The organism is Actinoalloteichus sp. AHMU CJ021, from assembly GCF_002895405.1.
Taxonomy (GTDB): domain Bacteria; phylum Actinomycetota; class Actinomycetes; order Mycobacteriales; family Pseudonocardiaceae; genus Actinoalloteichus_B; species Actinoalloteichus_B caeruleus.
In genome coordinates, this window is record NZ_CP025990.1 from 1,868,736 (window position 1) to 1,895,004 (window position 26,269).

The following is a 26,269-nucleotide window of genomic DNA, read 5'->3' on the forward strand; positions in this document are numbered from 1 at the left end:
TCGGCCGACCGACGCCGGGGGCCCGCCGCCGTGTTCCTGGGCGGGGACCGGCACTGGCGGAGAGGGGTGGGCGCTCCCCGGATCCGGGGCGCGACCGGTCCCGAAACGGCTGGTCCCCGCGAGGAGAAGTGCGGGCCGGCGGTGCCCTCCGGCAGGCTAGGGGTATGAAACCGCTGCCGTTGCCCCTGCGGATCGCCGCCGGAGTGGCCGTCACCGCCGCCGAACAGGCCCGCAAACTCCCCGAGCACCTCGTCGGTCTGCCCATCACCGTCGCGAGCCAGGCGCTCCAGCTCTCGATGCGGGTCCAGCAGGGCATCACCGAGCTGGCGGTCAGGGGCGACCAGGCCCTGGCCGGGCTGCGCGACAGTCCGGCGCAGGCCGAGTGGGCCACGTTCGACGAGGACGAGGTCGATAGCGCGGACGGCGCGGGTGACGAACGCGGGACCGGCGAACGGGGCGACGCGGCCGTCCCCTCGACCGGCCGAGCCGGGGCCGCCGGGGCCGCCGGGGCCGCCGGGGCCGCCGGGGCCGGGGGAACGATGGCCGACCGGACGAGTGAGGCGCGGACCGGGGGCGAGGGGGCGCGAACCGGGACCGGACGGCGGCGGCCGTCGCGGTCCGGTGGTGCGGGGGACGAGGAGCGTCACACCCGCTCGTCCCGCCCGGCCGACGACGGTCCGACCGCGCACCGCCCGCCACGTTCGCGACGCCAGGAGGCCGGCACCGGCCGTTCCGCGACAGGCGGTCGAGGATCGGCCGGCTCCGCTGGCGGCGGGTCCGGCACCCACGCCGAGGCCCCGAAGGCGTTGCCCGAGTACCCGGACCTCAGCCTGCCGCAGCTGCGCGGCCACCTGCGCGGCCTCTCCGCCGCCGATCTGAGCGCGCTGCTGGAGTACGAGCAGGGCCAGTCCGCCCGACCGGAGTACGTCCGGATGCTGGCCAACCGCCTCAGGACGGTGACCGGCGAGTGAGTTCCACAGCCCGCCCGGTCGGCCGACGGCCGACCTCCCGGCCCGGCCCCAGCCACCGCACTGGCCCCCGACCACTCGCCCCCACCTCGTGCCCCGTCGACGATCGGGGCGGTTCCCGGACTGGGGGCGCGACGTGAGCGGCGCCACCACTCCGGAGGAGCCGTGGCCGGTGCGCACCGTCGCCCGGAAGATCGCCGAGTGGATCAACCGCCTCGGTTCGGTGTGGGTGGAGGGCCAGGTGACCCAGCTGTCGGCCCGGCCCGGCACCGGGACCGCGTTCATCACCCTCCGGGATCCCTCGGCCGAGGTGTCGCTGAGCCTGACCTGCCCGATGGGTGTCCTCCGGTCCGTCGACCCGCCGCTGACCGACGGTGCCCGGGTGGTGGTGCACGGCAAACCGTCCGTCTACCTGGCTCGTGGGTCGTTGAGCCTGCGGGTGGACGAGATCCGGGCGGTGGGGATCGGGGAGCTGCTGGCGAGGATCGAGCGGCTACGCCGCCTGCTGGCCGCGGAGGGGTTGTTCTCCTCCGCGCGCAAGCGGAGGCCGCCGTTCCTGCCGAACCGGGTCGGGCTGATCACCGGCCGCGGTTCGGCCGCCGAGCACGACGTGCTGACCAATGCCTCGGCCCGCTGGCCGGCGGTGCGCTTCCGGGTGGAGAACGTCGCGGTGCAGGGAGCGCAGGCGGTGCCGGGCATCCTCGGCGCCCTGCGCGCCCTGGACGCCGACCCGGAGGTGGACGTGATCGTGCTGGCGCGGGGTGGCGGCAGCGTCGAGGACCTGCTGCCGTTCTCCGACGAGGCGCTGTGCCGGGCGGTGGCCGCCTGCGGCACGCCGGTGGTGAGCGCGATCGGTCACGAGCCCGACACACCGCTGGTCGACCACGTGGCGGACGTCCGGTGCTCCACGCCCACGGCCGCCGGGCGGCACCTGGTGCCGGATGTCACGGAGGAGACGCGGAAGGTCCTCGTATTGCGGGACCGGGCGCGGCGTGCCCTGCACGGCTGGGTCGACCGGGAACGGCGCCTGTTGGACTCGGTCCGGACCCGTCCGGCGCTGGCTGACCCGCACCAGTGGCTGGCATATCGAGGCCAGGAAGTGGCAACATTACGCGAGCGTGGCCTGCGTGCGGTTGTCACGGAGTTGAACACGGAGGAAACCGGTCTGCGATCGGTACGGTCCCGGTTGACGACTCTCGGACCCGCCGCGACGCTGGCCCGTGGGTACGCGGTTGTGCAGCACGTCGACGAGGACGGGACCCCACGGGTGCTCACCTCCGTCACCGACGCCCAGCCGGGCACGCGACTCCGCGTCCGGGTGGCCGACGGTGCGGTGCGCGCTGTCGTATCCGACCAGACCCCTCGTGGTGACCGGAGGTAGTGGTGCCCTTCCCGGCGCGCGAACCCACCTTTCTCCCGCTCACCGTAGCCGCGGCGAGAACGGCTGCGGACAGTCTGAACGAACCTCCGACCAGGTCGAGCGCCAGGGTGGTGTGGCGGCGGGCCGAGGAGGCGAACCTGGCCGCGGCGGACTGCTGGGCGAGCCTGCTCGCGGGATGCCACTCGCCGGCGCGGCGCGGTCTGGCGCCGAGGTTGCTGGCGTTGTCCGAGGCCACCTCGACCTACGCGGGTCGCCAGTGGTGGATGTCCACGGGCTCGGTCCACCGCCGGCGGGTGACCGACGCCGAGCTCCGCATCGTCGACGCCGTCCGCGAGGGAGACGGAGCGGAGTTCGCCGAGGCGTTCGTCGGCTACGACCAGGCGGTGGCGACGGTCGTCGTCGCCGTCCAGACACGACTGGGAAGTCCGACCGGGTGAGTGACGAACTGAGCGCGGCACGCGAACCGCTGCACCGACCGTCCGGAGAGCCGGGGAGCCCCCCGGAGGGCGACCCGAGCCTGGAACCGGGCGAGGACCTGGCCGTTCTCGGCTACGAGGAGGCGCGGGACGAGCTCACGACGGTGGTCCGCGCCCTGGAGGCCGGTGGGCTGTCGCTGGAGCGGTCGCTGGAGTTGTGGGAGCGCGGGGAGGCGCTGGCCAGGGTCTGCGAACGTCATCTGGAGGGCGCGCGGGAGCGGGTCGACCGGGCGCTCGCCTCGGTCGAGGACACCGACCCGCCACGCTGACCGGTGCGGCGGGTCGGGGCAGGCGCGTCCCGGCCTGGTTCGGCTGGTCGTTGCGAGTCCCCCGCCGCGCGGGGGTCCGCCAGCCGTGGCCCCGTGGCTCGCCGTGGCTCCCGACCAGGACCCCGGGTCGCCGGGCTGGGGACGGCTGGGGCGACCGGTGGAACCGTGGCTCGGGCCCCGAGCCGCTGACGTGACGATCTCCCGAGGTGGGGGTGTCGCGGCGGGAGCGGGCCTGGGATGTCCGCGCGCCTCGCACCTGGGTCGTCGGTGCGGTTCTCCGGCTGGTGACCCAGGCCGGTGCTCCTTCCGGGGGTGGGGCCGAGGAGGAGATCGGCCGGTGCCGGTCGGTGGTGGCACCGGCCGCCCGCGCCGTTCTCGGAGCGCCGCGCGGGCGACCGTCGTCCCCGCTGCCCGAGGGGCGCCCGCTCCGCGACCACCCGTCGGCTGGCCGGAGGTCCACCTGGGGCACGGGTCGCGTTCTGGTGGCCGCGTGCCCGGCCCACCCGGTGGGAGGCCTGACCCGCCGGTCTCCCTCCCCGTGTGCCCACGGGCGGTTCCCGCGATCCGGCGGGCCGTCCTGGCCCCGATCGGCGGGGAGTCGCGGTGGTTCCGGCGCGCGGCGAGGTACGGCCGTGGCGGGAACGGTCGGCCGCCGGTGGTGGTGCCGCTCAGCCGCCGTCGGTGGCGGTTCCGGCGCCCGGTTCCACCAGGTCACCCGCCACGGTCGCCTCGGCGAGTTCCCGGAACTCCGGTTCGTCGGCACTGCCGGTGAGCAGCACGCGCTGGCCGTCGAGTTCGGTGGTCCAGGCCTCCTCGTCGCGCTGGGCGGCGTAGCGGACCCAGGTGAGTCCCGCGGCCTCCACGGTGCCGAGCCCCGCCGGGTCCACCCCGGTCTCGAAGGCGACGAGCTCCGCCTCCTCGGCGTCGGACTGTGACAGCCGGAGGTAGCGGCCGTCCGGGGTCAGGTAGCCGACGCGGAGGGCGGTGGCCACCGTTCCCCGGTCGCCCAGCTGGCTGACCCGCACGTTGTTCACCCGCCAGTCCTCGCTCAGGTCGGGTTCGCGCACGGCGAGGTCGACCGAGCCGACCGCCCGCCGGAGGTCGCCGTCCGGGTCCGACCGGGCACCGACGTCGGGGTCGACGCTCGGCCCACCGGGGCTGAAGCTGCACATGCCGACCAGGCCCGTCAGGGCCAACAGGACCAGCAGCAGGGGCAGCATCGAGAGCAGCAGGTCACGGGTGGACTGCTGTGCCCTGCTCTTGGGGGCCGGCGGGCCCGTTCTGGGGTCGGTGGAGTTCTCGGCCACCCGGCCATCCTCGCAAGCCGTGCCGAAGTGGCGGACAGCCCGGGGGCCGAGCGGCGGCGGTGGGCCCTGGTCACCGCAGGTGACCGGGACCGGACACGGCCCCACCACGGCACGACCTGGCGGAGGGCCGTCCACCGCGCGACCACCCACACCCTGTGGAGTTCCATCATCAGAGTGAGGTTTCGGGCCTCTGCGTGGAAGCCCGCTTTCGCGGTCCACTCGTCAAGCAGCTACTTTCACTCAATAGAGTCGAATAGCGAGACAGGGTTCCTCACTATTCGTGGCAGGCGCGTGGGACGTACCGAACGCGCTCTTCGCCGTCATCAGCCTGAGATCGGGAAGGACTCTTCGTTGAGTGCAACCACGCCCTCGGAGGCAGCCCCCTTAGCCAAGCCGGCGGCTCCGACCGGCAAGGACGGGCGTCGGCGGAACTACAGCATCGACTTCATGCGGGTCGTTCTGTTCTCCTGCGTCGTCATGGTGCACGCGGTGGGCACCATCAACTACGGCCCAGACATCGACCGGCAGATGGCCGGGCTCTCGATGCTGATGCACTACACCCGCTACGGGTTCGTGTTCATCACCGTCTTCGTCCTGTTCCTCGGCTACTACCACCGGGACACGAAGGCCACCACCTTCTGGCGGCGCCGCTTCGGACTCGTGGTGCTGCCCTACCTGCTGTGGTCGATCATCTACTCCGTCTGGGAACCCCTCGTCCGCAGCGCGGACCCCTGGCCGGGCTGGCAGGCGGTCGCCTACGACACGGTCCTGCAGATCGTCAAGGGCGACGCGAAGTACCACCTGTACTTCCTGTTGATCTCCATGCAGATCTACCTGCTGTTCCCCGCGCTCCGCTGGCTGGTGAGGAAGACCACCGGTCACCACGGCAAGCTGCTGTGCGGGGCGATCGCCATCCAGCTCGCCGCGATGTTGTGGGTCACGGTGCTCCCCGGCCCGCAGCACCCGGCGCTGGTGCTGCTGCACCAGCACGTGTGGAAGCTGTTCCCGATGTACGTGCTGTTCGCGGCGATGGGGGCGCTGGCCGCCGTGCACTTCGACCGGGCGCACTCCTGGGTGACGCGGAACTGGGTGCTGATGCTGCCGGTGATCCTGCTCGGGTTCGGGATCAGCACCGGCGTGTACCTCTACCGGAGCGGGCAGGGCGTCGCCCCGCACCTCGCCGCGTCCGCGCAGCACCCCTCCATGCTGGCCTGGGCGGTCGTCTCCATCATCGCGCTCTACCTGGTGGCCTCCGCCTGGAACGAGCGCAGGGGAGACGGGCGCGGGCTGGTCGGACGGGCCGTCGACCTGGGGGCGATCCGGGCGTTCGGCGTGTACGCCGCGCACCCGATCCTCATCGACGTGCTGCACCGCGTCGGGTTCGGCAGCTGGCTGTTCGAGACGTTCCCGAACTCCACGCTGGTCCGGAGTTCCCTGCTGGTGCTGGCCACCTTCGCCATCACCCTCGTGGTGGTCGAGGTCCTGCTGCGGAGCCCGCTGAGCAAGCTGCTGGTCGCCCGTCCTCGGCAGCCGATCAGGAAACGCCAGGAACCCGAGCCCGCGCGGGGCTGATCCGGCGGTCGGCGTGCCCGGCGGCGACCACCGGACCATCCTGGTTGTGGTCGCCGCCACCTTGTTCGATCAACCGCCGACTCGTCGATGCCGGGCCCGGCTGGTTCTGCCACCATCGACCACGCTGGGTATGCGCGCCTACCGGCGCCGATCGTCAGGAGACGCCATGAGCACACCGCCAGCCGCCACACCGGGCACGGAGAGTGCCAAGGACCAGAACCGGTCCGGAGAAACACCCGATCGCAACCTCGCGATGGAACTCGTTCGTGTGACGGAGGCGGCGGCGATGGCCAGCGGCCGCTGGGTCGGCCGAGGCGACAAGAACGGCGGCGACCAGGCGGCCGTGGACGCCATGCGCACCCTGATCGGCACCGTCTCGATGCGGGGCGTCGTCGTGATCGGGGAGGGTGAGAAGGACGAGGCCCCGATGCTCTACAACGGGGAGCACGTCGGGAACGGGGACGGCCCGCACTGCGACGTGGCCGTCGACCCGATCGACGGCACCACCCTGATGAGCAAGGGAATGCCCAACGCCCTGGCCGTTCTCGCGGTCGCCGAGCGCGGCGCGATGTTCGACCCGTCCGCCGTCTTCTACATGGAGAAGCTCGCGGTCGGCCCCGAGGCCGCCGCCGTGGTGGACATCACCGCCCCCGTGGCGGAGAACATCCGCCGGGTGGCCCGCGCGAAGCAGATCCATGTCTCGGATGTGACGGTCTGCGTGCTCGACCGCCCACGGCACCAGAAGATCGTGGAGGAGGTCCGCGCGGCGGGCGCCCGGGTCTACTTCATCTCCGACGGTGACGTGGCCGGCGCCATCGCCGCCGCCCGTCCCGACACCGGCATCGACATGCTGCTCGGCATCGGGGGAACCCCGGAGGGCATCATCGCCGCCTGCGCGCTCAAGTGCCTGGGCGGGGCGATCCAGGGCAGGTTGTGGCCCAGGGACGACGCCGAACGGGAACGGGCCACCGGCGCCGGGCACGACCTCTCCCGTGTCCTGGAGACCGAGGACCTGGTGGCGGGCGACAACGCCTTCTTCTGCGCCACCGGCGTCACCGACGGCGACCTGCTGCGCGGCGTCCGGTACCGGGCGGGCGGGTGCACCACCCAGTCGATCGTGATGCGTTCCAAGTCGGGCACGGTGCGGATGATCGAGGGTTACCACCGGCTCGCGAAGCTGCGCGCGTTCTCCTCGGTCGACTTCGACAGCGGCGTCGCCGAACTGCTCCCCCCGCCCCCGTTGCCCTGAGCATCCCCGTCACCCCGGTGACGCAGCCGGACGGCGCCGGCCGTACCGACGTCGGAACGGCGCAGTCCGGTTGCGGGGTTCGGCCCCTTACCGCGTGCCGGCGCCCTGCCTAGCGTCAGGTTGTTCCCTCCTTCCCTGCCGGAAAGGACTTAGAAGATAAGGACAACGCATGACGCTGCGCGGAGCGCTCGCCGCGGTGATCACCGCCGCCGCGGCCTTCCTCGGGTCGACCGCCGTCGCCACGGCGAGCACCGAGCCCGAGGACTCGACCGTGCGCCCGCTGATCGTCGGCGGTGAGGACGCCACCGAGACCTACCCGTTCATGGTCTCCCTCCAGCGCGCGAACGGAAGCCACTTCTGCGGTGGCTCGCTGATCCGCGAGGACTGGGTGGTGACCGCCGCCCACTGCGTGACGGGCAGCGCGCCCTCGGGTGTGCGCGCCCGGGTCGGCAGCGTCGACCGGACCTCCGGGGGCACCCTGGTCGGCACGAGCCAGATCGTCATCCACCCGAGTTACGGCCAGCGGCTCGGCTACGACATCGCGCTCGTACGGCTCGCCAGCCCGGTGGCCCAGGAACCGATCCCGATCGCGACGAGCGACGGCGGCCCCGGGACCCCGACCAGGCTGCTCGGCTGGGGCGACGCGTGCCCGGCCGGGCAGTGCGGGCCACCGGTCACCCTGCAACAGCTGGACACCCGGATCGTGCCGGCGACCTCCTGCTGGGGCATCAACGCGGCCACCGAACTGTGCACCGACAACCCAGGTGGGAACGCCGGCGCCTGCTACGGCGACTCGGGCGGGCCGCAGCTCAGGTCCACCGGCTCCGGCTGGGAGCTGGTCGGCGCCACCAGCCGCTCCGGTAACGACAGCCCGGTGTGCGCGACCGGGCCGTCCATCTACGGGAACGTGACCGCCCTCGCCGGGTGGATCGACGGCCACGTCGGCTGACCGACGACGACCGGCGCTCCGCGCGCCGGCGTCCCCCTCCGGCGGCGGCTGGCGACGTCAGCCACCGTCGCTGGAGTGCCCGGGGAAGAGGTGCGCCTCGGGGTCCAGCAGCACCGCGATGTTGTTCACCGCCGTGGCCGCCTCACCGAAGCCGGTGGCGATCAACTTGACCTTCCCCCGGTAGCCGGCGATGTCCCCGGCCGCGTACACCCGGTCCCGACTGGTCCGCATGGTGCTGTCCACCCCGATCATCCGCTTGTCCAGCCGCAGCCCCCACTCGGCGACGGGCCCGAGGTCGGCGAGGAAACCCAACGCGGCGACCACCGTGTCGACGGGCAGCTCCCGCGTGGAGCCGTCGGAGGAGCGGAGCTCGGCGGCGCGGAGCTCCCCGCCGTCACCCTCGACGAGCCCGGCCACCTCCACCTCGGTGAGCACCGGGATTCCCAGGTCACGCACCCGGGTCACGCTCGCCGGGTGCGCCCGGAACCGCGATCGCCGGTGGGCCAGGGTGACCGCGGCGGCGAAGGGGTGCAGGGCGGCGGCCCAGTCGAAGGCCGAGTCGCCGCCGCCCACCACCAGCACCCGTTCACCGGTGTGCGCCGCGAGGCGCGGGACGAAGTGCACCACCCCGCGTCCGAGCCAGCCCTCACCCGCCGGCAACGGGCGGGGACGGAACTCCCCCATCCCGGCCGTGACGAGCACCGCCGACGCCCGGACCACGGCGCCGTCGCCGAGGCCGACGTCGACCCGGCCGTCCTCCCGGTCGGTCACCGTCCTGGCCTGCCGACCCAGCAGGTAGGTCGGGTTCCACCGGTTGGCCTGCGCGACCAGTGCCTCCACCAGGTCGCGCCCCCGGACCTCGGGGAAGCCGGCCACGTCGTAGATGAGCTTCTCGGGGTACATGGCGGTGACCTGCCCGCCTGGCTCCGGGAGGGAGTCGACCACCGCGACCGTCAGCTCCCGGAAACCGGCGTAGTAGGCGGCGTACAGGCCGACCGGCCCCGCGCCCACCACCACCAGATCGACGTCCTCAGTGGTGTCAGGCGCCATGTCGGGCGCCGGCTCGTGAGTCCACGCGGTTCGCCTCCGTCACGGGTTGGGTCCGGGCACGGGGTTCTCCACCCGATCTTACCCCCCGTCAGGTGATCCTCGCCGTCCGTGATCGCGCGCGGCGGCGTCGCCCCCGGCGGCGAGGGCATGTGGCGAAGGGCACCGGTGATGTGTTCGAGGTCGCGGTGCCCCCGCCCCTGGCGAACCGGTACAAACAGGAGCCATGACAGAGCAGCAGAGTGGCGCTCCGGCAGCGGACGGCGAATACCGCATCGAACACGACACCATGGGCGAGGTCCGGGTGCCGGCGAACGCGCTGTGGCGCGCGCAGACCCAGCGCGCCGTGGAGAACTTCCCCATCTCCGGGCGTGGGCTGGAGCGGTCGCAGATCCGGGCTCTCGGGCTGCTCAAGGCCGCCACCGCCCGGGTGAACGCCCGGCTCGGTGTGCTGGACGCCGACCTCGCCGCGGCGATCGCCTCGGCCGCTGACGAGGTCGCGGAGGGACGTCACGACGACCACTTCCCCATCGACGTCTTCCAGACCGGCTCCGGCACCTCGTCGAACATGAACGCCAACGAGGTGATCGCGACCCTGGCCACCCGTTCCCTCGGGCGGGACGTGCACCCCAACGACCACGTCAACGCCTCCCAGTCCTCCAACGACACCTTCCCGACCACCATCCGGGTGGCCGCCACCGAGGCCGTGGTGACCGACGTCATCCCGGCGCTGGAACACCTCGCCGCCGTGCTCGGCAAGCGCGCCGAGGAGTGGGCCGAGGTCGTCAAGTCCGGCCGCACGCACCTGATGGACGCCGTACCGGTGACCCTGGGGCAGGAGGCCGCGGCCTGGGCCAGCCAGGTCAACTACGGCGTGGAGCGGCTGCGCGCCAGCCTGCCCCGGCTGGGCGAGCTCCCCATCGGCGGCACCGCCGTGGGCAGCGGGCTGAACGCTCCCACCGGGTTCGGCGCGGCGGTCTCCTCGGAGCTGGCGAAGGTGACCGGCCTGCCGCTGGTGGAGGCGCGGGACCACTTCGAGGCGCAGGCGACGCAGGACGGCGTGGTGGAGACCTCCGGGCAGCTGCGGACCGTCGCGGTGTCGCTGTTCAAGATCGCCAACGACCTGCGGTGGCTCGGTTCCGGACCCCGTACCGGGTTGGCCGAACTCCAGTTGCCCGACCTCCAGCCGGGCTCCTCGATCATGCCGGGCAAGGTCAACCCGGTGATCTCCGAGGCCACGATGATGGTGGTGGCCCAGGTGATCGGCAACGACGCGGCGGTGGCCTTCGCCGGCTCGCAGGGCAACTTCCAGCTCAACGTGATGCTGCCGGTGATCGCGCGCAACGTGCTGGAGTCCTCGCGGCTGCTGGCGGCCGTCGCCCGGCTGCTCGCCGACAAGGTCGTCGCCGGCGCGGTGGCCGACGGCGAGCGGGCGCGGGAGTACGCGGAGTCCTCGCCCTCGGTGGTGACCCCGTTGAACCGCTACATCGGCTACGAGGAGGCCGCCTCGATCGCGAAGCAGTCGCTGAAGGAGCGCAAGACGATCAAGGACGTGGTGCTGGAACGCGGGCACGTGGCCTCGGGCAAGCTGACCGCCGAGCAGCTGGACGACGCGCTGGACGTGCTGCGGATGGCGCGCGGCGGCGAACGCTGAGGAGTGGGCGGGGGCGGGCGGTGACCGGGAGGGCCGGACCGCCGCCCACCCCCGCCTGACGGGTGTTCGGGGTCAGTCCCGGCAGACCAGCCCCTCGGGCGGCGGCTCCAGGTCGATCAGGTAGCGGGCCTCGTGCTCCCTGGCGCAACCGGAGTTCAGCGCGGCGGTGTGGCCATCGCCGTCGAAGGTGAGCAGCCGGGCGTCCTCGAACTGGGCCGCGAGGGCCTCGGCCCAGTGGGCCGGCGTGGCCGGGTCGTGGGCACTGGTCGCGACCAGCACGGTGGGCGTTCCGCTCACCTGGTGCTCCCTCGGCGGGTTCGCCGGCTCCACCGGCCAGCCCGCGCACCCACTGGCGAAGTCCGAGAACTCGGTGTACCGCCACATGACGGGGGCGAGCTCGCGGAGCGCCCGCCGCTGTTCCCGCATCGCGGCGTAGGTGGGGGTGCCGGCGGTGAAGTCGTGACAGCCGACGATGCGGTAGGCGGGGTATCCGGGGCTGACGAACATGGTGGCCGAGACCAGGGACGCGGCGTCGGGTCCTCCGGGGTCCAGGGCCTCGGCCACCGCCTCGGCGAGCGCCGGCCACATGTCGCGCAGGTTCAGGTAGCCGTAGATACCCGCTGTCACCTCCGTCGCGGTGGCGGACCGGCCGGCGTCGGAGTTCCACACCCCGGACTCCTCCGCGGTGTCGAGGAGTCGCCGGACCTCCTCCACGACCTCGCGGTGCCGGAGCACGCAGTCCGAGGAGCCCGCGCACCAGTCCGCGAAGCGGCCCAGCGCGGCCTCGGTGGCCACCGCCTCGTCCCTGGCGGCGGTGAACGGGTCGAGGCTGTGGTCGACGGCCCCGTCCAGCACCATCGCGCGCACCCGCTCGGGGTACAGCTCCGCGTACAGCAGCCCGATCTCCGTTCCGTAGGAGAGACCGAGCCAGGAGATCTGCTCCTCACCCAGTGCCGCCCGGATCGCGTCGACGTCCCTGGCGACGCTGCCGGTGTCCATGTGGTCGACGAGACGCCCTGACTCGGCCCGGCAGCCCAGGCCGACCTCCCTGTTGTGCCGGAGCAGCTGGACGTACTCGGGGAGACTGGCGGGCTGGTGGCTGACGGTGTGGTCGTGCGGCGAGCGGGCGCAGGTGGCGGGTGTGCTCTCGCCGACCCCCCTCGGGTCGAACCCGACGAGGTCGAAGTGCTCGCGCAGCGGCAGGAACTCCGGCATTCCCAGCCCCATGCCGCCGTACTGGACGGTCTGCACGCCGGAGCCACCGGGACCGCCGGGGTTCACCAGGAGCGCCCCGACCCGCTCGTCCTCCTCCCTCGCGGGCAGTCGGTTGAGCGCGAGGTCGATGGTCCCGGCGTCCGGGGCCGCCCAGTCGAGGGGGACGGAGAGGGTCGCGCACTCCAGGTCCGGCGGGGTGTGCTCGGTCGCGCAGGAGGACCACGCGACGGGTCCGGGCTCGGGACCGGTGGTCGGGTCGGCGGCCGCCGCGGCGGGCAGGAGCGCCGTGAAGAGTGCGGCGAGGGCCAGTGCCGGCGGAGTCGCGTGTCGGCGCAGGCCTCGGGACGGTGCGCCGTCACGCCGTTCGTGGTGCGGATGTCGTGTCACGCGGAGACCCTCCCGCCCCACTCGCCCCACCGCATCCGGACCCTCCCGGGTCTCCTCCCTGACCGCGACCCCGGCGCGCTCGGGGCAGGCCCACCCCCGGGGCGGCGTGGTGGCCGCCCGCTCGACCTCGGCCCGGGCGAACGGGTTCGGCCCGCGCGCACCTGCTTTTTCCCGCGTCGTCCCCGTACGCTTCGACAGTGCGGTTTCTCGACGGACAACACCCCAGTCACGACCTGACCTACGACGACGTCTTCCTGGTGCCCAACCGGTCCGACGTGGAGTCCCGGTTCGACGTGGACCTGTCCACCGGCGACGGCACCGGCACCACACTGCCCCTCGTCGTGGCCAACATGACGGCCGTGGCCGGTCGGCGGATGGCGGAGACCGTCGCCCGCCGCGGCGGCCTCGTGGTCCTGCCCCAGGACGTGGCCCCGGAGGCGGTCAGCGAGATCGTCAGCTGGGTCAAGCGGCGGGACCCGGTGTGGGACACCCCGCTGGTGCTCCGGGCCGGGGACGCCGTCGCGGACGCGATCAACCTGCTCCCCAAGCGGGCCCACGGCCTGGTGGTCGTCGTGGACGAGGAGAACCGCCCCATCGGGACGGTGGACGAGGCGGCCTGCGCCGAGGTCGACCGGTTCACCCGGGTGGGCCAGGTGGCCGACGACGAGATCGTGGTCGTCCCGATCGACACCCCTCCTCGGGAGGTCTTCCACCGACTGCACGGCAGGACCGCCGAGGCCGCGTTGGCCGTGGACGCCGACGGGAGGCTCGCCGGGGTCCTGACGGCGAAGGCCGCGCTGCGCTCGGAGATCTACCGGCCGGCGCTGGACGGCCAGGGCCGGTTGCGGGTCGCGGCGGCCGTGGGTGTGAACGGGGACGTCGCCGCGAAGGCCTCCGCGCTGGTGGAGTCGGGGGTGGACGCGCTCGTCGTGGACACCGCCCACGGTCACCAGGAGAAGATGATCAACGCCCTGCGCGCGGTTCGCTCGCTGGACCCGCCGGTGCCCGTGGTCGGCGGGAACGTGGTGACGGCCGCTGGCGTCCGTGATCTCGCCGAGGCTGGCGCGGACATCATCAAGGTCGGGGTCGGCCCTGGGGCGATGTGCACGACCCGGATGATGACCGGCGTCGGCCGGCCGCAGTTCTCCGCCGTGGCGGAGTGCGTGGCGGCGGCGACCGAACTCGGCCGACACGTCTGGGCCGACGGGGGCGTGCGCCACCCCCGGGACGTCGCCCTCGCCTTGGCCGCCGGGGCGTCCTCGGTGATGGTGGGCTCCTGGTTCGCCGGGACCTACGAGTCGCCGGGTGACCTGCGCTACGACGAGACAGGACGTGCCTACAAGGAGTCGTTCGGCATGGCCTCCAAGCGGGCCGTCACCGCTCGCACCCGGAGCGACGACGCCTTCGAACGTGCCAGGAAGGGTCTGTTCGAGGAGGGCATCTCCAGCTCTCGGATGCTGCTGCAACCCCGCCGGGAGAGCGTCGAGGACCTGCTCGACGCCATCAGTTCCGGGGTCCGCTCCGCCTGCACCTACGCGGGCGCGCGCACGCTGCCCGAGTTCCACGAACGAGCCCTGCTGGGGGTGCAGTCGGCCGCCGGTTTCGCGGAGGGACGCCCGCTGCCCGCCGGCTGGTGAGCGGACGCGGCCGCCCGGTGCGCTCCTCCCCTCCTCGATACGGCGATCACCGAGGAGGGGAGGGCGCCGTGCCCTGGCGGGATGGGCAGCGGGGTCGAAGGCGCTTGACCGGGGAATGCGGTACTCGAGACTCGGCGACAACCCAGTCCCGGGCGCGGCGGAACGACTTCGCCGTCGGCCTCAGCTGGCGGAGGCGTGTTACTCACCGCGCGTGAGAGCGAGCCGCCAGCTGGCATAGTCGCGTGCGAGGCGCGCTCGACCGTGTGCTCCCGAGATGTCCCCGGTCACCGCCCAGTAGCCCCACAGCCCGGCGATGTGCGTGGCGAACGCGGTCAGGCGCTCGTCGTCGACGAAATGCGACAGATGGGTGCGTGCCCACGTCTCGGCCTCGTGCGGGGTGTGCCCGGCCTCGACGAGCCGGAGCACCAGGAACGCGGGATCCACCCAGGCCGCGCCGCACCCCGGATAACCCCAGTCCACCACTCGCACGACACTCGCCTCGATCAGGAACTGTTCACCGTGTAGGTCGGTGTGCGCGAGGCGATCCCCCTCCGCTCCCCCGGGGAACCGGGAGGCCCATCGCACAGCCTCGTCCGTGTCCCACCCGACCACCGCATCGGGTGCTTCCGCTGCCAGCCGGTACCACCAGTCCGTGACACCCCACCGAACGCGCAGCGGCTTCAGCCCCGAACCCGGCCGCTGCCCGATGCGGTTGACCACCTCAGCCACCAAAGGCAGGTCCGGGGACCCCGGGGAGAGATTCGCGGCGCGTCCGGGCACATGCTCGAACACCACCACCAACCACTCCCCAACGTCCTCGGCCACCAGCACGGCGGGGGCCAGACCGCCCGTCAGAGGCGCGGCCGTGATCTCGTTGCGAAGCCACCGCATCCGCTTCGACACCCCGCGCACGGCCTTGAGGAACACGTCGGGCCCGGCCGCCGTGCCAAGTACGCTGGCGACGTCGGCGGACTGCCCCGCACGAACCGGGTGTGCGGCCACCACGGGCCCGAGGTGCGTTCGCACCACGTCCCGCACGTGCTCCGGTAGGTGATGCCAGCTCACGTAGCTCCCTCCTCCTGCTATCGGTTGCCCTGGTTCTCGTTGCTCCTGCCCACATCGACGACGCGCGTGACCGCGTGCGCCGGTCCATCGCCCGCTGTTCGCCAACCCAGGCCCGCGCACGCGCGTTCTCCCTGGGGAAGCTCGCCATCCTCGAACTCAACGTTGGCGACGCGAGTCAAGGACTCATCCACGGTGAGCGAGCGCTGAGCGCGGAGGCACCCCTGAAATCGCGGCGGGCGAAGGACGACCTGGCCGAAATCCGCAGGGCGTTGGGCAGGCGCGCGGACGTCACCGGTGCCGCCGAGTCGCGCTCGCGCCTTACCCAGGTGTTGAAGTCCGCGCGACCCGCCTCCCCTGCCAAAGCACCCGGCGGGGCCGCCAACCGGGCGCGTGGCGGGCCACCGCAACCGCGTTCGTAACGGATCTCCGTAGGTCAACGTCCGTCCCGTCCTCGAACTCCCCCAGCCGGTTTCGCGGAGGGTCGCCCGCTGCCCGCCGGCTGGTGAACAGGGCCGGCCGCAGCGGTCGCCGAGCACCGGGCACCGTCCTACCCTGGCGGGATGGGCAACGCTGTCGAGGTCGTTGACCTGGTCAAACAGTACCGTCGACGGCCCACCAGGGCCGTCGACGGACTGGGGTTCACCGTCGAACACGGTGAGGTGTTCGGCCTGCTCGGCCCCAACGGAGCGGGCAAGACCACCACCGTCGGCGTCCTGACCACCCGGGTGCTACCGACCTCCGGCCGCGCCGAGGTCGAGGGGGTGGACGTGGTCCGCTCCCCCGAACGAGCGAGACAACTGTTCGCGGTGGTCCCCCAGCGGATCAACCTCGACCGTTCCCTCAACGTCCGGCAGAACCTGCTGTTCCACGCCACCTACCACGGGGTCCCCCGCGCCAGGAGGAACCGACTGGCCGACGAGCTGCTGGAACGGATGGGCCTGGCCGACCACCGCCGAGGTCTGGTCGACAAGCTCTCCGGCGGGCAGTCCCAGCGGCTGATGATCGCCCGCGCCCTGATGCACGAGCCACGGGTGATGTTCCTCGACGAACCGTCCACCGGGCTGGACCCCCAGGCGCGCCTGTTCGTGCACGACAGGGTGCTGAGCCTGCGGGGGCAGGGCGTGACGGTCGTGCTCACCACCCACGACATGGCCGAGGCCGCCAAGCTGTGCGACCGGGTGGGGATCGTGGACCACGGCCGCCTGCTGGCCCTGGACACACCGGCCGGCCTGACCTCCTCGCTGCCCGGCAGCAACACCCTGACCTTGGTGGTGGAACCGGGGCGAGCCGACCCCCGTGGCCTGGTGGACGCGGTGTCCAGGGTGCCGTCGGTGCTGCGGGTCGAGCACGTCGACCGGGCGCGGGACGAGGCGGGGGATGCGGCGGGGCTGGGGGACGCCCCCGAGTCGCCCGGGCGGGAGGCGCCCGAGTCTGGGCCGGGCGAGGGCATCGCGCCGGCGGCCCCCGGTCGGGCGGGGGACCGGACGTGCGCGCTGCGCGTCTACCTCGACGCCAACCCGACGGGCGTGCTCCCCACCGTGCTGGGCGCGGTGGCCGCGACCGGGGGCACGGTGTCGGACGTGTCGATCGGTCGGGGCACGTTGGAGGACGTGTTCATCCAGCTCACCGGTCGGGAGCTGCGGTGACCGGCTCGGCGGGCGGGGCGGTGGCGGCGCCTGGGCCAGCGGGTCGGCACCGGGTCGCGGCGCGGACCTTCCTGGCAGTGCTCTGGCGGGACGTCTTCGTCACGGGACGTGAGCTGCCCTCCTTCCTCGCCCAGGTGCTCATCCAGCCCTTCTTCCTGCTGTTCATCTTCGGCAAGGTGCTCGCCGACCTCGGTTACGTGCAGGGTGACTACGTCCAGGTCCTGTTGCCCGGCATCGTCGCGCTCAACGGTTTCCTCGGCGCGTTCCAGAACACGGCGCTGCCACTGGTGCTCGACTTCAGCTTCTCCAAGGAGATCGAGGACAGGTTGCTCGCGCCGATGCCCGTCGCGCTCGTCGCCGTGGAGAAGATCGTGTTCGGGGCGCTGCGCGGTCTGGTGGCGGCCCTGCTGATGATCCCGGTCGGGGCGCTGGTGCTGGGCGGGATCTCGTGGCGGACGAGCGGGCTGCCGGTGGCGGTCGTCGTGCTGGTGCTCGGCGCGCTCGCCGGTGCCTCCCTCGGTCTCGTCATGGGCACCGCGGTGCCGCCGAGGCGGATCAACGTGCTGTTCGCGGTGGTGTTGACCCCGCTGATCTTCACCGGTGCGACGCAGTTCCCGTGGCCCTCCCTGGAGCGGCTGCCGTGGTTCCAGTGGATCTGCGTGCTGAACCCCCTGACCTACGCGAGCGAGGGGATGCGGGCGGAGCTGGCCCCGGAGGTCCCGCACATGCCGCTCGCCGTCTGCCTTCCGGTGCTCGTGCTGTCCTGCCTGCTCTTCGGGGCGTTGGGCGTCGCCGGGTTCCGGCGGCGGGCGCTGGACTGAGCGCCCGCCGCCGTCCCGTCAGGCGACGTCGACCTCCAGCATCTCGGTCACCAGCGCCGCGATGGGCGACCGCTCGGAACGGGTGAGGGTGATGTGCGCGAAGAGCGGGTGCCCCTTCAGCTTCTCGATGACGGCGGCGACCCCGTCGTGGCGGCCCACCCGGAGGTTGTCCCGTTGGGCGACGTCGTGGGTCAGCACGACACGGGAACCGCTGCCCAACCGGGACAGGACCGTGAGCAGGACGTTCCGCTCCAGCGACTGCGCCTCGTCCACGATCACGAAGCAGTCGTGGAGTGAGCGCCCTCGGATGTGGGTGAGCGGCAGGACCTCCAGCATCCCCCGGTCGGTGACCTCGTCGATCACGTCGCGGCTCACCAGGGCGCCGAGGGTGTCGTACACCGCCTGCCCCCAGGGGGACATCTTCTCGTTCTCGGTGCCGGGCAGGTAGCCGAGGTCCTGACCGCCCACGGCGTACACCGGCCGGAACACCACGACCTTGCGGTGCCGTCGGCGCTCCATCACCGACTCCAGCCCCGCGCAGAGCGCGAGCGCGGACTTGCCGGTTCCGGCCCGGCCCCCGAGGGAGACGATCCCGATGTCGGGGTCGAGCAGCAGGTCGAGGGCGATGCGCTGCTCGGAGGAACGCCCGTGCAGTCCGAACGCCTCCCGGTCACCTCTGACCAGTCTCACCTGCTTGTCCGGGGTGACCCGGCCCAGCGCGCTCGCCGTGCCGGCGAGCAGCCGGAGCCCGGTGTTGCAGGGCAGCTCGCGTGCCTGTTCCAGGTCGGCGCTCCCGGCCCGGAACAGTTCGTCGACCTCCTCGGCGCTCACCTCGAGGTCGACCGTGCCGGTCCACCCTGACGGGGTGACGTTCTGCGCCCGGTACTCGTCGGCGGGCAGTCCGACGGCGGCGGCCTTCACCCGGAGCGGCATGTCCTTGGTGACGAGGGTGACGCGGCGTCCCTCCGCCGCGAGGTTCAGGGCGCAGGCCAGGATCCTGGTGTCGTTCGAGTCGGTGCGGAAACCCGGCGGGAGCACCTGGGGGTCGGAGTGGTTCAGCTCCACGTGCAGCGTCCCGCCGTCGTCCCCCACGGGGACGGGCTGGTCGAGACGACCGTGCCGTGACCGGAGGTCGTCCAGGAGCCGCAGGGCCTCTCTCGCGAACCACCCGAGGTCGGGGTGGTGCCGTTTCGCCTCCAGCTCGCTGATGACCACGAGGGGCAGCACCACCGCGTGCTCGGCGAAGCGGGTGGCGGCCCACGGGTCGGACAACAGGACGGAGGTGTCGAGCACGAAGGCCGTTCCCGTCCCGGTCCTGGTCGTGCTGGTCCTTCGGCGGCCGGTGGCGCGGCTCGGCTGGGACCGGGTGGACCGGGTGCTGGCTGGACCCGCCTCCGGCGCGTCGGCGCCGGGGGTGGTGGAACGGCTGGAGGATCGCCTCGAAGTACGGGGTGCGGTCACGGCAACTCCCTCACGGCCACGCGGACGCGGCCGCACGTCGCTGGGCCGGGCCCGCCCAGAGGTGGCCGTCGGTGACGCCGTCGGGCGAACGCCGCCGCGAGCCGACCGGGCCGGCTGCCGGCCCCGCGCTCGTGACGAACGGTTCCACCGCCGTACCGATCACTGCCACGACTAGGGCCTCCCGGGGCAGGCCGCCTCCGACACGACCCACCGCTTCCGGACGCTACCTAAGCGCACAGCTTTGTGACAGGCAGCCAGGCAGGTGATTCAGTGAACGGAAACCCGCACGCTACGTGCGGTCCCACCACGCGCCCCTCGCCCGTTGTCCAGGGCCGAACAGGTGAAACACCCGCGGCAGCGGGTGCGCTTGTCGGCGGTCGACTCGCCTCGGGCGGATCAACCACCGCCGCCGGAACCACTCGGTGAGGCGATCCGGGGTCTCGGGCGGACCGCCCGAGGACCGCTCCGGAGTGGAGCGCGAGTCCTCAGCGGCACGCCCTGCCCCGAGGCCGAACCACGGTAGCGACTCGTCACATGCGCCGGAGGCGGTGCGCCGCCGCCGAGCGGGCGCGGGTCACGACCGAGGGTGCCGTCGGCGGGTCTCTTAGCAGATGGAGACCCTCCCATCAGGACCCGTCCCCCCACGTCCTACCTGTGGCGACCACACGGAGTGATCACCGCACGAGGCCGTGAGCTGGAATTTTGCTTATCCGAGTGAACCTCGATATTCCCCCTATTTTCACCCTTCAGGATGACCATCGACGAGGTGAACCCGAATAACATGAAACTGTTTCTCACTCAATGGTGTGATCCGGTTTTCGATTCGCGGGACCCCCTGTTAGTTTTCCCTCCGAAAGGCGTCCGACGCCCCACCAGACCCGAATTCCGGTTCGGGCCACAGTGCACCACGGCGTGTTCCGGAAGGCGGAGGAGAAGGAGTCGGGATGTCCTTGTCGAAGCTGGTCGCCGGGAGTGGCTCGGAGACCGTAAACGCCCGCGGAGGAGCTGTCGGAACAACCTGCAGGTCAGTTCCGACGAGGCGGGAACCCCAGGCACGACGCCGGGCGCGTCCAGCACGGGGACCGTCGTCCCGCAAGGGATGACTGCTCGCGCAGCGCTCAGCTGTGGGCCGCGAGCAACAGCGCACCGGGACTCCCGAAACACACGACCCTGAGGAGAACATCGTGATGAAGAAGGCAGGTGCTGTGGCTGGCGCCGCAGCCGGTCTGATGATGCTGGCCCCCGTCGCGAGCGCCGACAGCTACGACAACGACGGCATCAACATTCTGAACGACAACAACCTGAGCGTGCTGCCGATCCAGCTCTGCGGCAACAACGTCGCGGTCCTCGGCGTGATCATTCCGGTTGCCTCGCCGCAGATCAACGACTGCACCAACGCCCCGATCCTGGACCACAACAAGGTCGAGATCGAAGCGGGCAAGTGAGGTAACGCCTCGGCGTTGCCCCCGGAGGGCGTCCGGAGCGATCCGGGCGCCCTTCGCCTGTCCGGGGGTTGGGCGTCACCGATCCCGCGCCGAACTCGGGCGAACGGGTCACCGGCACCCCGGGCGGGCCGGCTCCCCCCAGCCGCACCGGCCGCGCCCCGCGCGGGTTCAGGAACCGAAGCGGCGGTGGCGGTTGGCGTAGTCGCGCAGCGCGCGCAGGAAGTCCACCCTCCGGAACTCCGGCCAGTGCACCTCACTGAACCAGAACTCCGAGTAGACCGACTGCCAGAGCAGGAACCCGGAGAGCCGTTGCTCGCCCGACGTCCGGATCACCAGGTCCGGGTCGGGTTGCCCCGAGGTGTAGAGGTGCCGGGTGATGTGGTCGGCGCTGAGCTCGTCCGCCAGTTCCTCCAGTGAGCCCCCCTGGTCCGCGCGGTCGTGCAGCAGTTTGCGCACCGCGTCGGCGATCTCCTGCCGCCCCCCGTAGCCGACGGCGATGTTGACCGCGACCCCGTCGCGGTCCCTCGTCCTGGTCTCCGCCGCCGAGAAGCGCGCCGCGGTGTCGGCGGGCAGCAGGTCCAGCGCGCCGACGATCCTGATCCGCCACGGGTTCGTCGGCTCGGCGAGTTGGTCCACGACGTCGGCGATCACGTCGAGCAACGGCTGGAGCTGCTCCCTGGGGCGGTTCGCGTTGTCACTGGAGAGCATGAAGAGCGTGACCAGCTCGACCCGCGCCTCCGCGCACCAGTCGAGGAGCTCGGCGATCTTCCGGCCCCCGGCCCGGTAGCCGTCGCTGATATCGGCGAAGCCCGCCTCCAGCGCCCACCGCCGGTTGCCGTCCAGGATCACCCCGACGTGGCGGGGAGCGGGCAGACCGGCGAGGTGTTTCCTCAGCCGCCACTCGTAGACCCCGTAGACCACGTCCCGTGTCCGAGTCAGCACACCCACGGGACGAGCCTACCGACCGGCCCCGGCCGGTGAACACGTGCCGGACGTGCTGCACCGCTCGCCAGCCGAGGACCCGGTGGCCCCGACGTCCCCGCCACGGGGAACTCGCTACTGACGCGTAACCTACGGTGCCGTAACCTCGGGAGCGTGACCGCTACGAACGGCATCGCCCCGCCACCGGTACCGCCGAAGCCGCGTGCTCGCGGCTGGATCCACTTCTGGTCGTTCCTGGTCTCGATCGGCGCCGGCGTGACGCTGATCGTGCTGGCGGCGACCACGGTCAGCGCCCGGGCGGCCCTCTCCACCACCGTCTACACGATCACCGTGCTCGGCCTGTTCGGCGTCAGCGCCCTGTACCACCGCCGGAACTGGGTCAGCGCGAGCGCCCGGCTGTGGATGAAGCGGCTGGACCACTCGATGATCTTCCTGTTCATCGCCGGCACCTACACCCCGTTCACCCTCCTCGCCCTGCCTCCGGACACCGGGCGCCTGGTGCTCGCCGTGGTGTGGGGCGGGGCGGTCGGGGGCGTCGTGCTCAAACTCGCCTGGCCGCGCGCGCCTCGGTGGCTCGGGGTACCGATCTACGTCGCACTCGGTTGGGTGGCCGTCTTCGTCATCCCCGACCTCGCCGAGGTCGGGGGCGTCGCCGCCGTGGCCCTGCTACTGGTCGGCGGCCTGCTCTACACGTTCGGCGCGGTGTTCTACGGCACGCGGTGGCCCAACCCCTGGCCGGAGACCTTCGGGTACCACGAGTTCTTCCACGCCGCCACGGCCCTCGCGGCGCTCTCCCACTACGTCGCGATCTGGCTCGTCCTCTACGCCTGAGGGGCCGCGCGGGGGCGCGACGAGCCCCCGCGGCCCCACCGCACCCCCACCGCCCCGAGCGGTCACAACACACCGCTGCGGTGCGCGAAGTCGAGCAACAACAGCGCGCCGAGACCGACGCTCCCCCGTCGCACGAGGAGCAGGAGCGCGTACCTCAGGGTGGTACCCCACCCCGAGGTCGCCGCATCGAGTGCGGGGTCATCGGAACGGCGGTCCGGGACGACATCGTTCTTGCGGGGGTGGGCATCCTCCATCGCGGGACGGGAAACCAGTCGCTTTCGCCTCAACCACGACCTCCAGGGGCACGAGTCACCGCCCCCGGAAAGCGGCTGCGCGCGGGTCGTACGTCGTGGCTCCTCCCGGCAACGGGAGGTTCCTCCACTCGACACCCAGCGCGTCGCGGACACCACACGCGACCGCCTCACGCTAGCAAGGGAAGCCCCCTCCTGTGAAGATCAATGAACAGCTCCGACCGTCCGCCGCCATCCCCACGCTGGACGGGACCCGGCCCTCCGTGGTCACCGTGCTCGGTGGTCTGTCCCGGCGGGTACGCGCGACGCGGCCGTGAACGTGCCCGCCACCCAGCGAGGCATGGTCCGCTACCGGCGGGGACACGGTCCTGGGCCCGGGGCGGCGCGCGCCACCCAGTGGCCGCTCCCGGCTGTTCCGACGTCACGCCAACCGATTGGCGCTGCCACTCCGGCGCACGACCCGTCTCAGTGTTCCCGGGCGGAGAGCAGCAGGTCCCGCAGTTCGCTGGCCCCCGTCACCGGCCGGTCGCAGACGTAGCCCCGGCAGACGTAGGCGGCGGACTGGCCGCCGACGAGCCCACGGCCCGCGAGCAGCGGGCTGGTCCCGTCGTGACCGGCCATCGCCGCCACCACGGGCGCCCCACCCGGTGCGTGGCGGCGGGCCACCGCGAGGAGCTCGCGGCCGCGCGGGTCATCCGGCGCGAGTACCAGGCCGATCTGCACCGGTCCGGCCGCGACCGCCTCGGCCACCGACAGCCAGTGCCCGGCGAACCGGGGGGCGCGTTCGGCCAGCATCCCGTGGCGGGTCAGGGCCTGGTCGACCACCTCCCGGTAACGCCCGGCGGCCTCGGGGCCGGCCAGGGCTGAGGCGGTGAGCAGGGCGCCGGTCAGCGAGGACGCGCCTGACGGGGTGGCGTTGTCACCGGGGTCGGAGGGACGGCGCACGAGGGCCTCGGCGTCGTCGCCGGTGTCGTGGAACCGGCCGGGCGCCTCCTCGTCCTGGAACAGCGCGAGCGCGGCGTCCAGCAGTCCCAGCGCCTCGGTCAGCCATCGCCGGGTACCGGTGGCCTGGTGGAGGGCGAGCAGTCCGTCGGCCAGGCAGCCGTGGTCCTCCAGCACACCCAGGGCCGCCCCGGCGACACCGTCCCGGGAGCCGCGCAGCAGCCGCCCGTCGGCGAGGTGCAGGTCCAGCAGGAGCCCTGCGGCCTCCTCGGCGGCTGCCACCCAGGACGGTTCGTCCAGCGCCGCGCCCGCCTCGGCCAGCGCGGCGATCGCCATCCCGTTCCACCCGGTGATCACCTTGTCGTCCCGGTCCGGTTGCGGGCGGCCGTTCCGGGCCGCCCACAGCCGGGCTCGCACCCGCTCGAAGCGGTCGCGGTCCTCCGGGTCACGGGGTAGCCGGAGCGTGGACGCGCCACCCTCGACGTTGCCCTCCTCGGTGACCGCGAGGACGGAGGCCGCGTATTCCGCGTCCTCCCCCAGCTCGGCCCGCAGCTGTTCGGGGGTCCAGACGTAGGTCAGCCCCTCGACGCCGTCGGTGTCGGCGTCCAGCGAGGAGGCGAACCCTCCCTCGGGGGTGCGCAGCTCGCGGAGCAGGAAGGACGCTGTCTCCTCGGTCACGCGCCTCGCGAGCGGGGAGTCGGTCAACCGGTGCAGGTGGGCGTAGGCCCGGAGCAGCAGCGCGTTGTCGTAGAGCATCTTCTCGAAGTGGGGCACCTCCCACCGCGCGTCGACGCTGTACCGGGCGAAGCCGCCGGCGAGCTGGTCGTAGATACCGCCCCTTGCCATCGCCTCGGCGGTGGAGAGCGCGACGGCCAGGGCTCCCTCGTCGCCGGTCCGTTCGGCGTGGCGCAGCAGGAACTCCAGGACCATGGACGGCGGGAACTTCGGGGCGCCGCCGAACCCGCCGTGGCGGGTGTCGACGTCGGCGATCACGGCGGTGCGGGCCCGGGCCAACACCTCCTCGTTCACCGGGGCCTCGGGCAGCGGCCCGCCGTACTCGGCGAGCTTGGCCACGATGTCGGCAGCGGCCGTCCTGACTCGCGCCGAGTCCTCCGCCCACGCCTCCCCCACGGCGCGGAGCAGCTGCGGGAAGGAGGGCAGTCCCGGCCGGGGTGTCGGCGGGTAGTAGGTACCGCAGTGGAAGGGCTCACCCTCGGGGGTGAGGAAACAGGTCATCGGCCAACCACCGTGACCCGTCATCGCCTGGGTGGCCTCCATGTACACCGCGTCCACGTCGGGGCGTTCCTCGCGGTCCACCTTGATGTTGACGAAGAGCCGGTTCATCAGCTCCGCGACCTCGGGGTCGGCGAAGGACTCGTGGGCCATCACGTGGCACCAGTGGCAGGCGGCGTAGCCGACCGACAGCAGCACCGGGACGTCCCGGCGTCGTGCCTCCTCGAACGCCTCGGGCCCCCACTGCCACCAGTCGACCGGGTTGTCGGCGTGCTGCCGCAGGTAGGGGCTCGTCGCGTTCGCCAGCCGGTCAGCCATACCGCCACCCTCTCAGGTTCCGTGGTGTCCGCGATCACCCGGTGGCTGGAGGCGGCGGACCGGGACCTCGCGGCCCGTCCCCTCCGAATGCCCCGCCCGGGCCCACTCCCCGCCGACGCTACTGCGTCGACCGCCTCGCCGTCGCCCGGCGGGCCAGGGCCGGGAGCCGGGCCGGGAAGCGGGACCGGGAGCCGGGCCGGGAAGCGGGACCAGCTCCGCTCGTGGCCGCGAGTGGTCTTGGGCGGCCTCGGCGTCGGCCGGGGCGTCCCGGCACACTGGGGCGGTGAGAGCACGTGGGTCGGCGACGGAACGGGGCAGGCAACGCTGGGGCGGGGCCTCGGAGAGCCGGGAGGTCGACCAGGGAGTGGCCGAGCTGCGACCGGACCGCGACCGCTCCTCGGGATGGACGCTGCTGGTGAACGGCACCCCCCAGTCGCACGTCGACCTGGCCGACCCGGAGTACCTGGAGTTCGAGTACATGCGGCGGTTGGCCCACGTGGTCGACCTGGCGGCCCCGCCGGGCGCTCCGGTGGACGTCGTCCACCTGGGAGGCGGCGCGTTGTCCTTGGCCCGCTACGTGGGGGCCCGCCGTCCCCGGTCCCGGCAGCGGGCCGTGGAACCGGACGGCAGGCTGACCGAGTTCGTCCGGGAACGCCTCCCGCTGGATGCCCGCACGCGGGTCCGGGTCAGCGCCGCCGATGCCAGGGAGTGGCTCACCGGGCACCGCCAGGACAGCACCGACCTGCTGCTGGTCGACGTCTTCTCGGGTGCGAGGACGCCCGCGCACCTCACCACGGTGGAGTTCGCGGAGCAGGCGAGCCGGGTGCTGCGCTCCGGCGGCGTCTACGGGGCGAACGTCGGCGACGGACCACCGCTGGCCTTCGCCAGGGGGCAGGTGGCGACCCTCCGCGCGGTGTTCCCCGAGGTGCTGCTGATCGCCGAGCCCGGGGTGCTGCGGGGTCGTCGTTTCGGCAACCTGGTGCTCGTGGCGTCGCACGCGCCGCTGCCGGTGGCGGCGCTCACCCGCCTGGTCTCAGGCGATCCGGCACCGGCCCGGCTGGTCGAGGGGAGCGACCTGGATGCCTTCGCCGGCACCTCCGCACCCGTCCGGGATGGTTCGGCCAAACCGTCCCCGGCGCCACCCTCGGGGTTCTTCTGAGCACCCCGAGGGGCGGGGCGGGGACGGTGCGCGGCGGCCTCCCG

At 72.6% G+C, this 26,269-nt stretch carries 22 protein-coding genes; 14 read left to right on the forward strand and 8 right to left on the reverse strand.

Features of this window, described 5'->3' with window-relative positions:
- Positions 1–164 precede the first annotated feature (164 nt).
- The 4 genes from C1701_RS27235 (at position 165) to C1701_RS07745 (ending at position 3,094) form a co-directional block, all read left to right on the forward strand.
- Entirely contained in the window at positions 165–971 is an 807-nt protein-coding gene (locus C1701_RS27235) for a lipid droplet-associated protein (protein WP_337662189.1), read from the forward strand.
- A 133-nt stretch (positions 972–1,104) separates the two neighbouring features.
- Positions 1,105–2,349, forward strand: coding sequence for an exodeoxyribonuclease VII large subunit (gene xseA / locus C1701_RS07735; RefSeq protein WP_026417341.1), 1,245 nt, complete (start codon positions 1,105–1,107; stop codon positions 2,347–2,349).
- 107 nt (positions 2,350–2,456) lie between these two features.
- On the forward strand, positions 2,457–2,786 hold the full coding sequence (locus tag C1701_RS07740; RefSeq protein WP_081715201.1) for a sugar ABC transporter substrate-binding protein: 330 nt from the start codon (positions 2,457–2,459) through the stop codon (positions 2,784–2,786).
- Positions 2,783–3,094, forward strand: a complete 312-nt coding sequence (locus C1701_RS07745) for an exodeoxyribonuclease VII small subunit (RefSeq protein WP_211237453.1) — start codon at positions 2,783–2,785, stop codon at positions 3,092–3,094. The genes C1701_RS07740 and C1701_RS07745 overlap by 4 nt, the downstream gene beginning before the upstream one ends.
- Positions 3,095–3,762: 668 nt before the next feature.
- Here the strand turns inward: C1701_RS07745 and C1701_RS07750 are convergent.
- Positions 3,763–4,401: a DUF4245 family protein gene (locus C1701_RS07750; protein ID WP_051313308.1), complete on the reverse strand. Its 639-nt coding sequence runs from the start codon at positions 4,399–4,401 to the stop codon at positions 3,763–3,765.
- 351 nt (positions 4,402–4,752) lie between these two features.
- Here C1701_RS07750 and C1701_RS07755 point away from each other — a divergent pair, with 351 nt between their 5' ends.
- From C1701_RS07755 to C1701_RS07765, 3 genes are all read left to right on the forward strand, one after another.
- Positions 4,753–5,973 (forward strand): acyltransferase, encoded by a 1,221-nt coding sequence (locus tag C1701_RS07755; RefSeq protein ID WP_155886022.1) that lies wholly within the window; start codon positions 4,753–4,755, stop codon positions 5,971–5,973.
- A gap of 166 nt (positions 5,974–6,139) precedes the next feature.
- Positions 6,140–7,222, forward strand: a complete 1,083-nt coding sequence (gene glpX, locus C1701_RS07760) for a class II fructose-bisphosphatase (protein ID WP_026417344.1) — start codon at positions 6,140–6,142, stop codon at positions 7,220–7,222.
- A 169-nt stretch (positions 7,223–7,391) separates the two neighbouring features.
- On the forward strand, positions 7,392–8,171 hold the full coding sequence (locus C1701_RS07765) for a S1 family peptidase (RefSeq protein ID WP_030104193.1): 780 nt from the start codon (positions 7,392–7,394) through the stop codon (positions 8,169–8,171).
- Positions 8,172–8,228: 57 nt separating this feature from the next.
- Here the strand turns inward: C1701_RS07765 and C1701_RS07770 are convergent, their stop codons facing one another.
- A complete protein-coding gene (locus C1701_RS07770; RefSeq protein WP_103055747.1) occupies positions 8,229–9,221 on the reverse strand; it encodes an NAD(P)/FAD-dependent oxidoreductase in 993 nt (330 codons plus the stop codon).
- A 223-nt stretch (positions 9,222–9,444) separates the two neighbouring features.
- Here C1701_RS07770 and C1701_RS07775 point away from each other — a divergent pair, with 223 nt between their 5' ends.
- Positions 9,445–10,872 carry a class II fumarate hydratase gene (locus C1701_RS07775; RefSeq protein ID WP_026417347.1) on the forward strand — a complete coding sequence of 476 codons (1,428 nt, stop codon included), beginning with the start codon at positions 9,445–9,447 and terminating at the stop codon, positions 10,870–10,872.
- 72 nt (positions 10,873–10,944) lie between these two features.
- Here the strand turns inward: C1701_RS07775 and C1701_RS07780 are convergent, their stop codons facing one another.
- Complete coding sequence (locus C1701_RS07780; protein ID WP_337662190.1) at positions 10,945–12,474, reverse strand: alpha/beta hydrolase; 1,530 nt, start codon at positions 12,472–12,474, stop codon at positions 10,945–10,947.
- Between the two features lie 197 nt (positions 12,475–12,671).
- Between C1701_RS07780 and C1701_RS07785 the strand changes: the two genes are divergently transcribed.
- Complete coding sequence (locus C1701_RS07785) at positions 12,672–14,111, forward strand: GuaB1 family IMP dehydrogenase-related protein (protein WP_026417348.1); 1,440 nt, start codon at positions 12,672–12,674, stop codon at positions 14,109–14,111.
- A gap of 198 nt (positions 14,112–14,309) precedes the next feature.
- Here C1701_RS07785 and C1701_RS07790 read toward each other — a convergent pair whose 3' ends face one another.
- The gene (locus C1701_RS07790; protein WP_026417349.1) at positions 14,310–15,176 is read right to left on the reverse strand and encodes a hypothetical protein; all 867 of its coding nucleotides are present in this window, start codon (positions 15,174–15,176) and stop codon (positions 14,310–14,312) included.
- A gap of 560 nt (positions 15,177–15,736) precedes the next feature.
- On the opposite strand from C1701_RS07790, the gene C1701_RS07795 reads away from it, so the two are divergent.
- Both C1701_RS07795 and C1701_RS07800 read left to right on the forward strand, forming a co-directional pair.
- Complete coding sequence (locus tag C1701_RS07795) at positions 15,737–16,822, forward strand: ABC transporter ATP-binding protein (protein ID WP_030104201.1); 1,086 nt, start codon at positions 15,737–15,739, stop codon at positions 16,820–16,822.
- On the forward strand, positions 16,819–17,643 hold the full coding sequence (locus C1701_RS07800) for an ABC transporter permease (protein ID WP_081893343.1): 825 nt from the start codon (positions 16,819–16,821) through the stop codon (positions 17,641–17,643). The genes C1701_RS07795 and C1701_RS07800 overlap by 4 nt, the downstream gene beginning before the upstream one ends.
- Positions 17,644–17,661: 18 nt before the next feature.
- Here the strand turns inward: C1701_RS07800 and C1701_RS07805 are convergent, their stop codons facing one another.
- On the reverse strand, positions 17,662–19,104 hold the full coding sequence (locus C1701_RS07805; protein WP_081715203.1) for a PhoH family protein: 1,443 nt from the start codon (positions 19,102–19,104) through the stop codon (positions 17,662–17,664).
- Between the two features lie 1,187 nt (positions 19,105–20,291).
- On the opposite strand from C1701_RS07805, the gene C1701_RS07810 reads away from it, so the two are divergent.
- A complete protein-coding gene (locus tag C1701_RS07810; RefSeq protein ID WP_030147009.1) occupies positions 20,292–20,549 on the forward strand; it encodes a hypothetical protein in 258 nt (85 codons plus the stop codon).
- 168 nt (positions 20,550–20,717) lie between these two features.
- Here C1701_RS07810 and C1701_RS07815 read toward each other — a convergent pair whose 3' ends face one another.
- On the reverse strand, positions 20,718–21,497 hold the full coding sequence (locus C1701_RS07815) for an isoprenyl transferase (protein WP_026417355.1): 780 nt from the start codon (positions 21,495–21,497) through the stop codon (positions 20,718–20,720).
- Positions 21,498–21,644: 147 nt separating this feature from the next.
- On the opposite strand from C1701_RS07815, the gene trhA reads away from it, so the two are divergent.
- A complete protein-coding gene (trhA, locus tag C1701_RS07820; RefSeq protein ID WP_103055748.1) occupies positions 21,645–22,322 on the forward strand; it encodes a PAQR family membrane homeostasis protein TrhA in 678 nt (225 codons plus the stop codon).
- Positions 22,323–22,384: 62 nt separating this feature from the next.
- On the opposite strand, the gene C1701_RS07825 is transcribed toward trhA, so the two are convergent.
- Complete coding sequence (locus C1701_RS07825) at positions 22,385–22,576, reverse strand: hypothetical protein (protein WP_026417357.1); 192 nt, start codon at positions 22,574–22,576, stop codon at positions 22,385–22,387.
- A gap of 462 nt (positions 22,577–23,038) precedes the next feature.
- Complete coding sequence (locus tag C1701_RS07830; protein WP_103055749.1) at positions 23,039–25,066, reverse strand: thioredoxin domain-containing protein; 2,028 nt, start codon at positions 25,064–25,066, stop codon at positions 23,039–23,041.
- 283 nt (positions 25,067–25,349) lie between these two features.
- Between C1701_RS07830 and C1701_RS07835 the strand changes: the two genes are divergently transcribed.
- The gene (locus C1701_RS07835; RefSeq protein WP_026417359.1) at positions 25,350–26,225 is read left to right on the forward strand and encodes a spermidine synthase; all 876 of its coding nucleotides are present in this window, start codon (positions 25,350–25,352) and stop codon (positions 26,223–26,225) included.
- Positions 26,226–26,269 lie beyond the last annotated feature (44 nt).